This window comes from Ruegeria sp. C9 (assembly GCF_056537585.1).
Genome location: NZ_JBQFRU010000001.1, coordinates 845,514 through 859,245 on the forward strand (window position 1 = coordinate 845,514; position 13,732 = coordinate 859,245).

Here is a 13,732-nt window from a genome sequence, read left to right on the forward strand (position 1 = left end):
CTTGCGTCCGCCTTGCAAGGCAGGGTTACGAATTGGCCGAGATTATCAGGTCAGGTCCAAATATCGTGTCAGCGTGATTGTGCAGATAAATCTTGAGCCACGGGGTAAAACGGTCGGGATGCCGTTTCACCTCGGCCAGCAAATCGTGGTAATCGACCCAGCGGATATCCATCACTTCTTCCGGGTTAGGCTCGATTTTCAGGGCTCCACGCACATGGGCCAGAAAGACGTCGACCACCTCGTTCTCGACCATTCCGTTGCCGACATCGGCGTGATACTCCAATCGATGCCGATATTCGGGATAAAGCCCGGTGATGCCCAATTCTTCGCGCAGGCGCCGGACGGCACAATGCGAAGCGCTTTCGTCCCAATCCGGATGCGTACAACAGGTATTCGCCCATAGACCCGGCGTGTGGTATTTGCCCATCGCCCGGCGTTGCAGCAATATCTCGGTCCCGCGCACGGCAAACACGGACACAGCCTTGTGTCGCAGCCCCTTTTCATGCGCCTCCAGCTTGTCGACGGGTGTCAGTTCGCCCTCAACCCAAGCCGGGATCAAGATTCCCATCTGTCGTCTCCTGTTGGCGATCTCCGGTGCACATGGCCTTACCGGTTTTCCCCAAAGTGGCGCTGATTACAATGTCAATCAATCGCACGAAAGGCCGCAGGGGCTGCGGCATTTCGAAGTTCGTCTGTAAACCTGTTGGCGGAGTTACTCTCCCGAAACGCTCACGATATAGGCGTAAACGTCTTCGGCGCCTTTCTTCAGCTTGAAGGTCATTTTCGACTTGGCCGAGGTTTCCCCCAAATAGTCTTTCAAGAATGCTTTGGGGTCTTGGGCGTAGGCCACGAAAGTCTCTTCATCCCAGACCAGCCCATTTTCGCCCGCGGCCACGATGCTATCGCCGTATCTGAAGCCTTCTTCAGTGCCGGCGGTGCGGCCTGCGATTCCGTACAGGTTCGGACCCGTCTTACCGCCCTTAACGATAACTTCACCCGCAGGGTCAGCAATCATGTGACAGGATTTGCATTTATTGAAGGTCTTCTTACCCGCTTCGGCATCACCTTCTGCATAGACAGGAAGGGCCAGCAGACCGGCAATTGCGGTGGCAAGGATACGATTCATAGCTTTTGCTCCGATATGAATTGGCTGCACCGAATGGATCGCTGGCACAGCAGAGAGTCAACGCGCAGATTGCCGCGCGACGGCACTGTGTCACAGGCGATCGGTGTCGTACTTAACCGAAGTCATGTAACTGCGACCAGCAGGGCAGCAGGTCGCCAGCGCGGGGGGAAGCCAGATAGATAGCCCGTGCAATCGCGCGCGCAAGACAGATCGAGGCCGCATGGCCAATCATCGCCATCGCCTCGGGGCCAACCGTGCGCGCGCCGGTGCTGAGACCGAATACCAGATCTCCATCGCCAGGCGTGTGCGCAGGCACGATGGCGCGGGCGATGCCGTCATGGGCTGCTACCGCCAGACGCTGGCATTGCGGTTTGGTCAGCGCTGCATCAGTTGCAACTATAGCAATCGTGGTGTTTGCGCGATCTGGCGGAACAGAATGCATCATTTGCGCCTTGCGGCTGACAAGAGAGGAACCAAGGCCCGAGGCCGGGTCTGGCCCCAATCCACCGAACTCGTCATCGATCTCAAACGGCGCAGCCCAAAAATGCCGATCACCCGGTGTGGTTACGCTGCCAAGCGGATTGGCCGCAACCAGCGCACCGACGGTTACGCCACCCTCAAGCTTTAACGAAGCCGAGCCTAAGCCACCCTTGTGCATCGCGGCCAATGCGCCGGTACCAGCCCCCACCGAGCCCAGTTCAAATTCTGGTGAGGCGGTCAAATACGCAGACTTCCCCAGATCGCGATAAGGATTTTCGGTCCAGTTCTTATCTCCACCATTGAGTAGATCGAACAGAATCGCGCCCGGCACGATGGGCACGACGGCCGAACCGACCTGAAATCCGCGCCCCTGAGCGCGCAATGCGTCTGAAACGCCCGAGCACGCATCCAGTCCAAAGGCCGAGCCGCCGGACAAAGCAATCGCGTCGACCCGATCAACAGTTTTGTCGACCGCCAGAAGGTCGGTCTCACGCGTGCCGGGGGCGCCGCCCATCACATGAACCGAAGCTGTGAACGGGTCGTCCGCCGTCAGGACAGTTGTGCCTGATTTAAGCGTATCATCGTGCGCATTGCCAACCTTGAGGCCAGCGACATCAGTGATCAGGTTTCTGGGTCCGGGGTTCATTTTCGTCTCGCGCACTGGGCCGGAAAGCGCGCTGGGGCGCGCTGCCTCCGGCGGAGTTATTTATGGCCAGATGAAGGGCGGATCAAATGCATCGGCCTCCGTCCACTTCCAGGGCTGTGCCGGTGATCATGCTGGCCTCGTCCGAGCAGAGGAAACAGGCGGCGTTTGCCATATCTCCGGGGGTTGAGAAGCGACCAAGCGGGATCGTCGACAGGAATTTGGCGCGGATTTCCGGGGTGTCTTCACCCATGAAGGTTTTCAGCAGCGGGGTTTCACCCGCCACCGGGCAGATCGCGTTGACGCGCACGCCCGAGGGGGCAAGTTCGACGGCCATCGTCTTGGTCGCGGTAATCATCCAGCCTTTGGAGGCGTTGTACCAGTTCAGATTAGGGCGCGGCGACAGGCCTGCCGTTGAGGCCACGTTCAGGATCGTCCCCGCGCCGCGTATCTTCATCTGCGGAACAAAGGCGCGCGCGGTCAGGTAGACGGATTTCATGTTCACGGCGAAGACGCGGTCGAATTCATCGTCATCGACGTCCTCAAGTGGGGCCGGCAGGTGCGTCACGCCCGCATTATTCACCAGAATATCAAGCTTTCCGAATTCTTCCGACACCGCATTTGCCATGGCCTGAACCGATGCCGCATCCGAGACGTCAACGCGCTGTGCGATGGCATTCGTGCCGACCGCAGACGCCATGTCGGAAGCCGCTTCGCCATTGATATCTGCGATCATCACGCGGGCGCCTTCGGTCAGGAACTTTTGCGCAATCCCAGCGCCGAACCCGGATGCGCCGCCGGTTACGATGGCGGTTTTTCCCTCAAGCCTCATGGCTTTACCTCCCCTGCGTCTTGCACCGGCAGAGTAGCAACGTGCAGCGAAACTGCCAGATCAATCTTCGGACACTTTGCCTCGCAGGGCTTTGACATCCGCGCGGGCTTTCTTAGCAGCAAGCCTTCGCTTGACCGAACCATAAGTGGGTTTGGTCGCGATCCTGCGCTTGGGATTGACCAAAGCCCGCGTGATCAGTTCAGCCAACCGGGCGCGCGCGATGTCGCGGTTGCGGGCCTGAGAGCGTGTTTCTTCACATTGAATGATGATGGCGCCGTCCTTGGTCCAGCGACGTCCGGCCAGCCGTTTCAGACGTGTCTTGACCGGATCAGGCAAGGAGGGTGAGCGCGCGGCCTCGAACCGCAGCTCAACGGCGGTGGAGACCTTGTTGACGTTCTGCCCACCCGGACCAGAGGACCGCACGAAGCTTTCGGTCATTTCCCAGTCTTGCAGGGCGATATCGTCGGTGATGCGCAACATGGATCGGACCTTACAGGGCGCAGTTGAAAACAAAAAGGGCCGCCCCGGCGGGACGGCCCTTCGAAAGTTCAGGAGGTTGGGTCGGTTAGATCAATCGACCAGCCGGAGCGAGCGCTCCGCCAAGGGCTGCCTTAACAGGCGATCCCCCCGGTTGTTCCAACACCTCTCTCCAATCTCTTTCTCGACACTGGATCACCTCCTTTTCTATCTGTTGCGGTTAACTCTGAGCCTGACACAAGATGCGCCAATCTCAAAGCACTTTTTTATGCTGGCTGCGCGGCGGTCAAACGGGCAACAATCACCTTGAACGGAATCAGGGCGATTAGCGCCAGCGACAGTTTCACCAGCCAGTCGGCGAAGGCCAGCGTTACCCAGAGCGGGGCCATCGGGCCGGACAGCATGAAGGGCACAGGCTCCCACGCCCAGTTGATCGCTGCATCTGCATTGGCACCAAAGACGGTAACTGAGGCCGAGAACGCAAGGGTAAAGAAGATCGCTGTATCCAGCGCCGAGCCAACCAGTGTCGACACCAGCGGCGCGCGCCACCAGCGTCCACCACGCAGTGAGTTGAACACAGTGACGTCGGTCAGTTGCGCGATCAGGAAGGCGGTGCCCGAAGCGACTGCGATGCGCAGCGGCACGGCGGCATAGGTGAAGCCGTCACCCTGCAGCATGATCTGGCTGCCGATCAGCGAGCAGATGATACCGGTGACAAAACCGGCGAATACGACCTTGCGGGCCGGACCCACGCCGTAGACGCGGTTCATGATGTCGGTGACCAGAAAGGCCAACGGATAGGTGAAGGCACCCCAGGTCAACAGGCCGTCAAGGATCAGGAACTGGACCAGGATGTTTGAGGCCACGACGATCGAGGCCATGGCAAGGATGCCGGGAATAAAGCTGCGTTGCATTTTCAGATGCCCGTTTTGACAAGGTAGCGGCGACTTGGCCCCAGGCTCATCCCGAGGCAGGCCGTGCGTTTAGACCTTTGTCTGCCGCCTGTCAATCGGGCAGCAAATATTCCACCAGCTCGGTACGTTGCAAGGAACGAAAATTGTCGTCCGATACCATGGTTGCGCGCAACCGCCCGTCCTGATCGCGCCAGACCGAAAGACCTTCCAGATTATCATGGGTCCCGGTAGCGGTTTCAAACAGCGTTTCTTCGGCCTTGGGCACGTCGCCAGAGATCACCCAGCGTCGCAGGCGTGAGCGGAAGCCGATGAAAGCCACCGCACGCTCTAACACATAGAGCCTCCCGTCGGGCCCGAAATCCGCTGCAACCGGTAGGAACTTTCCACGGGGCGGCAACACAAAAGGCGCTGACCAGCGTGCGCCATCCCAGCGATAGACCGGTATATCGCCTCGAACAGTGCGGGTCTTTTCGGTCAGCGTATACAACCGCCCGCGACCATCTATCGCCAGCGCTTCAAATGAGCCGTTGAGGTCCATATTCAGGAACTCTCGCGGGCGCGGCAGAACCCGTCCATTGGCGTCGGGGGCAGTGTAATGCACGACTCGGTGAACGCCTTCGAACGAGACGTAAACGCTGCCGTCTGCAGCAACGGCGAGCCCTTCGGAATCCCCTGCCCTCCCCTTCAAGATACGGCCTTTGCTGGACAGAATCGGCCACTGGTCAAGGATTTGGATGTTTCTGATCGTATCTTGATCTCGTTCAATCCGCGCGGTGATCAGTGTTGACCGGTCACTGATAGCGGCCATGTTCCGCCCGTTTTCGGAGATATGAATCGCCGAAAATCCACCGAACCAGTTGGCGTTGTCGCGCCAGACATAGCTGTCCAGCAGCGAAGCCTGCTTAAGCTCCATCGCCTGAACAGTCCCTGCCAGCAGAAGCGCCGTGATCAGTTGGATTGCAGAACGGCGGTACATTGCTGGGGTAGATCAGCCAGGCGAAACTCACGACGCTTTTTCGGTGCTGGCGCATTTGGATCAGGTGGCGGTGGGTTCAGAATATTGCGCACCCATTGCTGCGCCTCGGCGCAACCATCACCCTTGGGTGGCGGGTCCTGATTTACACAGCCTTTCGATCCTTTCGGGCATTTCAACCGCACGTGGAAATGATAGTGATGTCCCCACCATGGCCGGATCTTGCGCAGATAGGCTTTGTTGCCCTTCTCGTCATTGCACATCTGCACCTTTGCACCCGGGAACACGAAGATCCGGGCAACGCGCTTGTCCTTAGCGGCTTCGCGCAATACCGCATGGTGCTGCTTGGTCCAGTTGCCGTTTACATACGCGCCGTTCGCGCGGCGCAAGGATATAGACGAGATATTCTCGCGTGCTTTGCGGCTTAGGCGCATGTTATCGCCCGGCAGCATCCAGATATCGATATCCAAACCCAACTGATGCGAACGATGGCCCGAGGTCATCGGCCCCCCCCGCGGTTGGCTGATATCCCCGATATAGAGACCATTCCACCCCGGTTGTTTCGCGGCAAACCGGCTGAGATCCTGCACATAGTCGATCGCCTGAGGATGCCCCCAATTGCGATTGCGCGACAGGCGCATGGCTTGCCAAGTTGGCCCGGTTTCAGGGAGTTGCACCGACCCGGCGGCGCACCCGCGCGAATAACTGCCGAATGCGGCAGATTTTTGCTGCGACCCAACCTTCTGGGCTCCGAATAACTGTTTGGCCAAGGGCTGTGCCGTGGCCACGCCTGCCAGTACTATTGCGGCCAGAACGGCCAAAAAACGTAGTAAAATCATCTGCTCTGATCCCCTTCCGGTTTCACCCAGCGCATCAGGACTAGGCCCAGAATAAACAACAGAATGATCGGTGACACCCCCAGTCTTGCACTACCGGTTGCTGCTGTTGCTATTCCGATCAATAGCGGCGCTGCAAAGGCGGTCGCCCGACCCGAAAGCCCGTACAGCCCAAAACTCTCGACCGGGGTGGCGGGATCAGTATGGCGTACCATCATTGAACGGCTGGCGGATTGCAGAATACCTCCCATGCCGCCGATCAGAACTCCGCACCCGAAGAACGCCATGTCCGGCAGGCCCGAGCCTACGGGTAATGAAATTCCGTAGATCTGTGTTCGATCCATCGACACAACCGTTACGCAGACAAAGATCAGAACCCAAATCGCAACCAATATCACCGGTTTAGGGCCGTACTTGCGATCCATCTTGCCCCCGATCCACGCAAAGATGGCCGAGGCCAGAACGCTGACGATTCCAAATACGCCGATTTTTATCAGGTCCCATTCAAGCACCAACCGCGCGTAGACGCCTCCGAAACTGTATAGCCCGTTCAACGCGTCGCGATAGAACATCGACGACCCCAGATAGGTCGCCAGACTGACCCGGTGACGCAAAGCCGCCACGGACTTGCCCAGCAAGCGCAGCGCCTCACCCACGCTACCCTGTTTGTTGGTCTCAGGATCATCCCGAACCCACAGGAAATACGGCACCATGAACAACACGAACCATCCAGCGGTGAAGGGGCCGACAAACCGCGTCCCTTCACGCGTTGCCGCATCCAGCCCGAACAACGGATTCATACCAATCAAGGTCTTGCCGTTGGGCTGTTCAACAAACAGCGCCAGCATGATGGCCAGCGATAGCAGGCCTCCGAAATAGCCGAAGGCGAAGCCCGAACCTGAAATCTCGCCCACTTCTCTATCGTCACCCAGATCGGGCAGCTGAGAGTTGATGAAGATCAGTGCATATTCTGCGCCCACAAAGCCCAGACCAAAAGCCGACAGCATCAACCACATGTTCGAGCCATCGGGCATCGTATACCACAACGCGGCAGACCCCACCGCGTACATCACCGAAAACCCGAGAATCCACGGGATGCGCCGACCCGAAACATCCGCCATCGCGCCCAACAGGGGCGCTCCGAACGCGATGATCAGCCCAGTTATGGTCAGGCAATTCGCCCAGACGGTCTGCGCCTGCGCCGCCGCAGCATCGGTGTCTAATCCGGTATTCGCATAGTATTGAGCCGCCACCCCGGCGAAATAGGGGCCAAAGACAAAGGTCACCAGCAATGTATGGAACGGCTGGCTGGCCCAGTCGAAAAACCACCAGCCCCAGATGCGCTTACGCTTGGAAATCTCCGCCATCTCTGCCCCATATTATTATTGTTGCGATCATAAGACGGGGCTTTGGGTCAATTCGCAAGCGTTCTGTTGGGGCGCACTTGCTCTTTGCGGCTGTGACGCTTAGGTCTCAGGGCAATTGACGAACGGAGTGCCCATGCTGTCGCTGATCCAAATCCTTCTGCTGATCCTGGACATTGTCTGGTTCATCATCCTTGCCCATGTGATCATGAGCTGGCTGATCAACTTCCAGGTGCTGAACCTGCACCAGCAACTGGTGGCGCAAATCTGGTACGGACTGAACCGTTTGTTAGAGCCGATCTACGGCCCCATTCGCCGCATTCTGCCCGCCATGGGCGGTCTGGATCTGACCCCTCTGGTGGTGCTGATCGGGGTCTATGCGTTGCGGATCATCCTGATCAACAACGCGGTCTATTTCTACTGACCTCTTGTTCACCGAATCTTAGTATGTGATGGTCCTGTCTTAAGAGCAGATAAACCATAAAACAGGACCCTCCGTCGCATGTTCGACTCCGCACCCTTGTTGCGAGACGTCTTTGGATTCGACAACTTCCGCCCCGGTCAGGAAGAGATCGTCGACGCCGTGACCGCAGGTGAAAACGTGCTGGCGATCATGCCCACTGGTGGGGGCAAGTCCTTATGTTTCCAATTACCTGCGTTGCTGCGAGACGGCGTGACTGTTGTGATCTCTCCGCTGATCGCCTTGATGCGCGATCAGGTGCGTGGGCTGCAGGAAGCCGGTGTCGAGGCGGGCGCGCTCACCTCGGGCAACACCCCCGAAGAAACTGATGCGGTGTGGGACGCATTAGAGGCTGGACGGCTCAAGCTTCTGTACATGGCGCCCGAGCGACTGGCCGCCGGGTCGGCGCTGGGGATGCTGCGTAGGATTAACGTCAATCTGATCGCGGTGGATGAAGCCCATTGTGTCAGCCAATGGGGCCACGATTTCCGCCCTGATTATCTGCGGATCGGAGAACTGCGGCGCGCTTTGAATGTTCCCCTCGCCGCGTTCACCGCGACAGCGGATGCGGAAACGCAGGACGAGATCGTCGAAAAACTGTTCGACGGTGTTGAGCCGCGCAAGTTCCTGCGGGGGTTCGACAGGCCCAATATCCATCTGGCCTTTGCCGCCAAGGATGGACCGCGCAAACAGATCCTCGATTTCGCTGCCGCGCGCAAAACCCAATCAGGCATCGTCTATTGCGGGACCCGCAACAAGACCGAGGTGCTGGCGCAAGCCCTGCGCGCCGAAGGTCACACGGCCTGCCACTATCACGGCGGGATGGAGGCCGAGGATCGCCGCATCGTGGAAGCTCGCTTTGCGCGCGAGGACGGGCTGATTGTCGTCGCTACGGTCGCCTTTGGCATGGGTATCGACAAGCCGGACATCCGCTGGGTCGCCCATGCGGATTTGCCGAAATCGATCGAGGCCTATTATCAAGAAATCGGTCGCGCCGGGCGCGATGGTGGACCAGCCGAGACCCTGACCTTGTTCGGGCCTGACGATATCCGACTACGACGCTCACAGATCGACGAAGGGCTGGCCCCACCTGAACGGCGCATGGCGGATCATGCGCGTCTTAACGCGCTGCTGGGATTGGCCGAAGCACTGAAATGCCGCCGCCAGAGCTTGCTGGGGTATTTTGGGGAACAGGCTGAACACTGCGGCAAGTGCGATCTCTGCGACAACCCGCCTGAAGTCTTCGACGGCACAACGCCCGTCCGCATGGCTCTGTCCGCCATTCTACGCACCGAGGAATGGTTCGGCGCAGGTCATCTGATCGACATTCTGCTTGCCAACGAGACTGATAAAATTCGCGCACGGCGACACGACAATCTGTCCACCTACGGCATCGGCAAGGACTGGTCGCGCCCACAATGGCAAGCGATCTTCCGGCAGATGATGGGCCATGATTTGGTGCGCCCCGACCCTGAACGCCACGGCGCGCTGCGTATGACAGAAACCGCCAAACCCATCCTGAAAGGTGAGGCGCTGATCGATCTGCGCAAGGATACCATCCGCAAAGCCACCCGACGACCCGCTGTCAAAGCGATGGTGTCCGAGGAAGACGCGCCGCTGCTCTCGGCGCTCAAGGCCAAGCGGCGCGCACTGGCCGAGGCCGCTCGGGTCCCGGCTTATGTTATTTTTCCTGATCGCACCCTAATTGAGATGGCAGAAACCCGACCTGCAAATCTGGACCACATGGCGCGGATCAGCGGTATTGGGTCAAAGAAACTGGAGCGCTATGGTTCCACTTTCCTTGAGGTGCTGACCGGCGCGGTAGAAGAATTGCACCCGGCGCGGCGCAAGCTTGCCGGCCGCAATCAGGGCGACATTTACGATCAGTTGCTTGAGGTTCAATCGCAATTGTCGCGTGGCCCCGACGGGATCGACAAACCGCTAAGCTGTACGGCCTCGCAACTGGCGAAAGTGGCGCAACTGCACCCGGATGATCCACGAGCGATGGAGCAGGTTCTGGGTGACCGTCGTCACGAAAGGTTTGGCGCGGCGTTTCTGGACGTGCTGCAACAGGCGGGCTAGATACGCCTGAGCAGGCGAGAAACGAGGACGGATATGCTGGTAGTGATTTCCCCGGCCAAGCGGCTGGATTGGGCTGAACGAAACGTCGAAGTGACACAACCCGATTTTCAGGATGACGCGATCCGCTTGTCGAAGACAGCACGCAATCTGACATTGGGCGATCTGAAAAAATTGATGGATCTGAGCGATGATCTGGCTCGCCTGAACCGCGACCGGTATCGTATGTTCTCGGACGCGCCCGATGCGGAGACGACGCGCCCTGCCGCACTGGCTTTTGCGGGCGATACCTATCAAGGGCTTGAAGCCGCATCGCTGGATGCCGACGAAATGGCCTGGGCACAGGATCACCTGCGCATTCTGTCCGGGCTTTATGGCGTATTGCGCCCGCTGGATGCCATACAGGCCTACCGGCTTGAGATGGGTAGTAAACTGAAAACCAGACGCGGAAAAAACCTGTACGAATATTGGCGCGATCAGCTAAGCAAGGTGCTGAACGCGCAGGCCGCCGAAACTGACAGCAAGGTTCTGGTGAACTGCGCCAGTCAGGAATACTTCGGCGCGGTCGACCTGAAGGCACTGAAGCTGCCCGTTGTGACCCCGGTCTTCATGGAGGACAAGGGCGGCACCCCCAAGATCGTCAGCTTCTTCGCCAAGAAAGCGCGCGGTGCGATGGCACGCTACATCATCCAGCACCGCCTGACCGATCCCATTGGCCTGTTGGATTTCGACAGCGGTGGTTATGAATACAGGGCAGATCTGTCTGACGACTACAAACCTGTGTTTGTTCGCCCCTATCAGGCCTGATCGAGCAGTGAAGGGTCGTAGGCTACAAGCTCAACGGTGTTCCCTTCGGGGTCTTGGGTGAAGATACCGCGCCAGCCGATCCAGCCGAAATGCTCGACCCGATAAGGCTGGTCGATCTGGTCGTACCAGCGCATGACAGCATCCTGTTCGACAAAGGGCAGCGACAGCGCGATATGGTGCAGGGCCGAGGCACCCCCTGTTACTGGCACTGCCGCGCCAGTCTGGCCCGATCCACACCCAGATCCAAAAGACTGGTGAAACAGGGCCAGCACCTGTGTATGTCCACCAAACCCTTCGGCAATCCGAAAAAAGGTGATGGCGCTGTTATGGTCGCCTTGCAATCGCTGCAACCCGATCACCTTCTCATAGAAATACACCATTGCCGCCATATCGGCGCAGCGAATTGCAATCTCACCCAATCCCCGGGGGCGAAAACCGCGCTCATCTGACATAAATCGATCCTATTCCGTACTTTCACCTTCTGCACCGACCACACAGGCTTCGGCCGGACGATGTTCCAGTATCATCTTGTGGATCAGTTTTTTGTGCAACGGTTTGGTCATGTAATGATCAAGCCCGGCTGCCAGTATGCCCTGATCATCCCCTGTCATGGCATGGGCCGTCAGGGCCACTATGGGAACATGTCGATCCGTGCCGATCTCGCGCCGCCGGATTTCACCCGTCGCCTCTTTCCCATCCATCTTGGGCATCGAGATATCCATGAAAATCAGGTCCGGGTCGAAACTGGCGAAGGTTTCGACCGCCTCCAACCCATTGGAGACGAATTTCAAATCGATATTCAGATCTTTGGTCATCTTTTGAAGGATCAGTTGATTGGTTCGATTGTCCTCGGCTGCCAGAACCCGCATCAGCCTCTGATTCTGCGGAACTTGCGCATGAGTCTCGGGATCAGCGACGCAGTCGTCACTGCGATCCGACTTGAATACAGGAGCACCCAGCGCCATCAGCCGTGAATACAGCTCGGCGCGAGGAATGGGCTTTTGCAACACGCCGTCAATCAGGCGATGGGCCGGGTCGGCATGAATCACACCCGGATTGGCCGACATCACCACAATTGGCAGATCACCCCATCCTTTGTCGCGCAGTGTTGTGGCGAGTTCCAGACCGTCCATGTCCGGCAGATCGTGATCGCACAGCACCAGATCAATAGTTTTGTCCATTGCAGAAAGCGCTTCAGCCCCTGTTGAACAGGTGAGCGCCTGAGACCCAAGGCGGCTCAGTTGCTTGGTCAAAATGGCGCGGTTGACGGCCATATCCTCGACCACCAGAACACGGCCCAACTGCCCCGCCAGATCAGGTGGAACGGGCTGCGGACCCTCAGCCGTGGGCAGTGTGATACGGAAACCAAAGCAAGATCCTTTGCCCGCGTCACTTTCGACCCAGACGGCACCGCCCATCATCGAGATCAGCCGCTTGGTGATTGCCAGCCCCAAACCCGTGCCTTCGAATTGGCGGTTCTGAGCATCCTCAACCTGATTGAATTCACCAAAGATGTGCGGGACCTTGTCGGCTTTGATTCCGATACCCGTATCCTCGATGGCCACGTGGATGTCGCAGGTTTCAGTTGTCGCGTCAGGAACACCGGTCACCCGGATAAGGACATGGCCCTGCGCGGTAAACTTCACTGCATTGCCGACAAGGTTGGTCAGAATCTGCCGAATCCGCCCCGGATCACCCACAAAAAGCGTCGGCAGGAACAGGTCATAGTCCACCAGCAAGGTCAGGCCCTTGTCGCGTACGCTGGGTTGCAACAGCATCGCGACCTCAAGGATACAGCGCTCCAAATCGAACTGTTCGGGGTGCAGCGTCAACTTGTCGGCCTCGATCTTGGAATAGTCGAGAACATCGTTGATGATGACCAGCAGCGCCTCGCCCGAATTGCGAATAGTGCTTACATAGAGCCTTTGTTCTTCGTTCATCGGGGTTTCGGTCAGCAATTCGGTCATACCGACGATCCCGTTCATCGGCGTGCGAATCTCATGGCTCATATTGGCCAGAAAGGCGGATTTGGCGCGGTTTGCGGCCTCGGCCCGTTCACGTGCAGCGTTTAGCTCGGCCTCATGCCGGACCGAGGCTGTGATGTTCAACGCCAGGCTCAGCACGTCACCGCCGTGGCCCCGCTGATCAATCAGCCGGATATATTGGCTGTTCCACAACTGGATCACCTCGGGTTCGGGGTGCGGTTGCGCCCAGCGTGCAAGCATACGCGCCTGCCAGTCCGCGATATTTTCCGCGCCGATGTCCACGATCCCTTCATGGGTCAGAATTTCGAGAATACGCGTGTAGCTGATCCCCGGCGCGACCTCTTCCAGCCCATCGAAAACGCTTAGGTAAGCGGCGTTGGCACCGATCAGTGTGTTGTTGCCGTCGAAAAAGGCAAACCCGTCAGGGATGGTCTGGATCGAATGCCACAGGCGGCGTTCAGCCACTTCGATCTTGGCATTGGCTACGGTCAGATCGGATTTGACCTTTTCGTTTTCATCGCGAACCGTCGCAACCTCGGCCTGAGTCTCATCGATCTGACGTGTCAATGCGATAGCATGACGTCCCAATTTGCGGTTGGCAGCAGACAACTCGGCCTGTTTCAGATGCAACAACCGCTCGGCCGCCAGTCGTGCGCGCCGTTCCTGCGCCAGTTTCTCAGCAAGACTCATGTAAAGTTTTCCCGCGATAATCTGCTCAGAGCATCGCGGTAGAGCATGAAAAAGTGCTTAAGCAGC

14 protein-coding genes are annotated in these 13,732 nt (G+C 58.3%); 3 read left to right on the forward strand and 11 right to left on the reverse strand.

Annotation, left to right across the window (positions count from 1 at the left end; genetic code table 11):
* Positions 1-25: 25 nt before the first annotated feature.
* From idi to ACR0NE_RS03910, 9 genes are all read right to left on the reverse strand, one after another.
* The gene (gene idi, locus ACR0NE_RS03870) at positions 26-568 is read right to left on the reverse strand and encodes an isopentenyl-diphosphate Delta-isomerase (RefSeq protein WP_170394917.1); all 543 of its coding nucleotides are present in this window, start codon (positions 566-568) and stop codon (positions 26-28) included.
* Positions 569-712: 144 nt separating this feature from the next.
* Positions 713-1,126 carry a c-type cytochrome gene (locus tag ACR0NE_RS03875; RefSeq protein ID WP_170394920.1) on the reverse strand — a complete coding sequence of 138 codons (414 nt, stop codon included), beginning with the start codon at positions 1,124-1,126 and terminating at the stop codon, positions 713-715.
* Between the two features lie 112 nt (positions 1,127-1,238).
* Entirely contained in the window at positions 1,239-2,252 is a 1,014-nt protein-coding gene (locus tag ACR0NE_RS03880; RefSeq protein ID WP_170598449.1) for a P1 family peptidase, read from the reverse strand.
* Between the two features lie 82 nt (positions 2,253-2,334).
* The gene (locus tag ACR0NE_RS03885; protein WP_170598278.1) at positions 2,335-3,081 is read right to left on the reverse strand and encodes an SDR family oxidoreductase; all 747 of its coding nucleotides are present in this window, start codon (positions 3,079-3,081) and stop codon (positions 2,335-2,337) included.
* 60 nt (positions 3,082-3,141) lie between these two features.
* Positions 3,142-3,561: an alternative ribosome rescue aminoacyl-tRNA hydrolase ArfB gene (gene arfB / locus ACR0NE_RS03890; protein WP_170394928.1), complete on the reverse strand. Its 420-nt coding sequence runs from the start codon at positions 3,559-3,561 to the stop codon at positions 3,142-3,144.
* Between the two features lie 263 nt (positions 3,562-3,824).
* Entirely contained in the window at positions 3,825-4,472 is a 648-nt protein-coding gene (locus tag ACR0NE_RS03895) for a queuosine precursor transporter (protein ID WP_170394930.1), read from the reverse strand.
* Between the two features lie 91 nt (positions 4,473-4,563).
* On the reverse strand, positions 4,564-5,448 hold the full coding sequence (locus ACR0NE_RS03900; protein WP_170598276.1) for an esterase-like activity of phytase family protein: 885 nt from the start codon (positions 5,446-5,448) through the stop codon (positions 4,564-4,566).
* A complete protein-coding gene (gene mepA / locus ACR0NE_RS03905; protein WP_170598274.1) occupies positions 5,421-6,284 on the reverse strand; it encodes a penicillin-insensitive murein endopeptidase in 864 nt (287 codons plus the stop codon). The genes ACR0NE_RS03900 and mepA overlap by 28 nt, the downstream gene beginning before the upstream one ends.
* On the reverse strand, positions 6,281-7,648 hold the full coding sequence (locus ACR0NE_RS03910; protein ID WP_170598272.1) for an MFS transporter: 1,368 nt from the start codon (positions 7,646-7,648) through the stop codon (positions 6,281-6,283). Before ACR0NE_RS03910 ends, mepA begins: the two co-directional genes overlap by 4 nt.
* Before the next feature lie 133 nt (positions 7,649-7,781).
* Between ACR0NE_RS03910 and ACR0NE_RS03915 the strand changes: the two genes are divergently transcribed.
* The 3 genes from ACR0NE_RS03915 (at position 7,782) to yaaA (ending at position 10,991) form a co-directional block, all read left to right on the forward strand.
* The gene (locus ACR0NE_RS03915) at positions 7,782-8,069 is read left to right on the forward strand and encodes a YggT family protein (RefSeq protein ID WP_170394943.1); all 288 of its coding nucleotides are present in this window, start codon (positions 7,782-7,784) and stop codon (positions 8,067-8,069) included.
* 78 nt (positions 8,070-8,147) lie between these two features.
* Positions 8,148-10,187, forward strand: coding sequence for a DNA helicase RecQ (gene recQ / locus ACR0NE_RS03920; protein WP_170598270.1), 2,040 nt, complete (start codon positions 8,148-8,150; stop codon positions 10,185-10,187).
* Positions 10,188-10,220: 33 nt separating this feature from the next.
* Positions 10,221-10,991 (forward strand): peroxide stress protein YaaA, encoded by a 771-nt coding sequence (gene yaaA / locus ACR0NE_RS03925; protein WP_170426033.1) that lies wholly within the window; start codon positions 10,221-10,223, stop codon positions 10,989-10,991.
* On the opposite strand, the gene ACR0NE_RS03930 is transcribed toward yaaA, so the two are convergent.
* Both ACR0NE_RS03930 and ACR0NE_RS03935 read right to left on the reverse strand, forming a co-directional pair.
* Entirely contained in the window at positions 10,982-11,443 is a 462-nt protein-coding gene (locus ACR0NE_RS03930; RefSeq protein WP_170598268.1) for a VOC family protein, read from the reverse strand. The two genes, yaaA and ACR0NE_RS03930, sit on opposite strands and share 10 nt — an antisense overlap.
* 9 nt (positions 11,444-11,452) lie before the next feature.
* Positions 11,453-13,666 (reverse strand): response regulator, encoded by a 2,214-nt coding sequence (locus tag ACR0NE_RS03935; RefSeq protein WP_170598265.1) that lies wholly within the window; start codon positions 13,664-13,666, stop codon positions 11,453-11,455.
* Positions 13,667-13,732: the final 66 nt, after the last annotated feature.

Excerpts from the sequence above, each read along its gene's own strand:
- ACR0NE_RS03930 (WP_170598268.1), bottom strand. The coding sequence starts at position 11,443 with ATGTCAGATGAGCGCGGTTTTCGCCCCCGGGGATTGGGTGAGATTGCA.
- yaaA (WP_170426033.1), top strand. The coding sequence starts at position 10,221 with ATGCTGGTAGTGATTTCCCCGGCCAAGCGGCTGGATTGGGCTGAACGA.
- idi (WP_170394917.1), bottom strand. The coding sequence starts at position 568 with ATGGGAATCTTGATCCCGGCTTGGGTTGAGGGCGAACTGACACCCGTC.
- ACR0NE_RS03885 (WP_170598278.1), bottom strand. The coding sequence starts at position 3,081 with ATGAGGCTTGAGGGAAAAACCGCCATCGTAACCGGCGGCGCATCCGGG.
- ACR0NE_RS03910 (WP_170598272.1), bottom strand. The coding sequence starts at position 7,648 with ATGGCGGAGATTTCCAAGCGTAAGCGCATCTGGGGCTGGTGGTTTTTC.
- ACR0NE_RS03935 (WP_170598265.1), bottom strand. The coding sequence starts at position 13,666 with ATGAGTCTTGCTGAGAAACTGGCGCAGGAACGGCGCGCACGACTGGCG.
- ACR0NE_RS03875 (WP_170394920.1), bottom strand. The coding sequence starts at position 1,126 with ATGAATCGTATCCTTGCCACCGCAATTGCCGGTCTGCTGGCCCTTCCT.
- mepA (WP_170598274.1), bottom strand. The coding sequence starts at position 6,284 with ATGATTTTACTACGTTTTTTGGCCGTTCTGGCCGCAATAGTACTGGCA.
- ACR0NE_RS03915 (WP_170394943.1), top strand. The coding sequence starts at position 7,782 with ATGCTGTCGCTGATCCAAATCCTTCTGCTGATCCTGGACATTGTCTGG.
- arfB (WP_170394928.1), bottom strand. The coding sequence starts at position 3,561 with ATGTTGCGCATCACCGACGATATCGCCCTGCAAGACTGGGAAATGACC.
- recQ (WP_170598270.1), top strand. The coding sequence starts at position 8,148 with ATGTTCGACTCCGCACCCTTGTTGCGAGACGTCTTTGGATTCGACAAC.
- ACR0NE_RS03880 (WP_170598449.1), bottom strand. The coding sequence starts at position 2,252 with ATGAACCCCGGACCCAGAAACCTGATCACTGATGTCGCTGGCCTCAAG.
- ACR0NE_RS03895 (WP_170394930.1), bottom strand. The coding sequence starts at position 4,472 with ATGCAACGCAGCTTTATTCCCGGCATCCTTGCCATGGCCTCGATCGTC.
- ACR0NE_RS03900 (WP_170598276.1), bottom strand. The coding sequence starts at position 5,448 with ATGTACCGCCGTTCTGCAATCCAACTGATCACGGCGCTTCTGCTGGCA.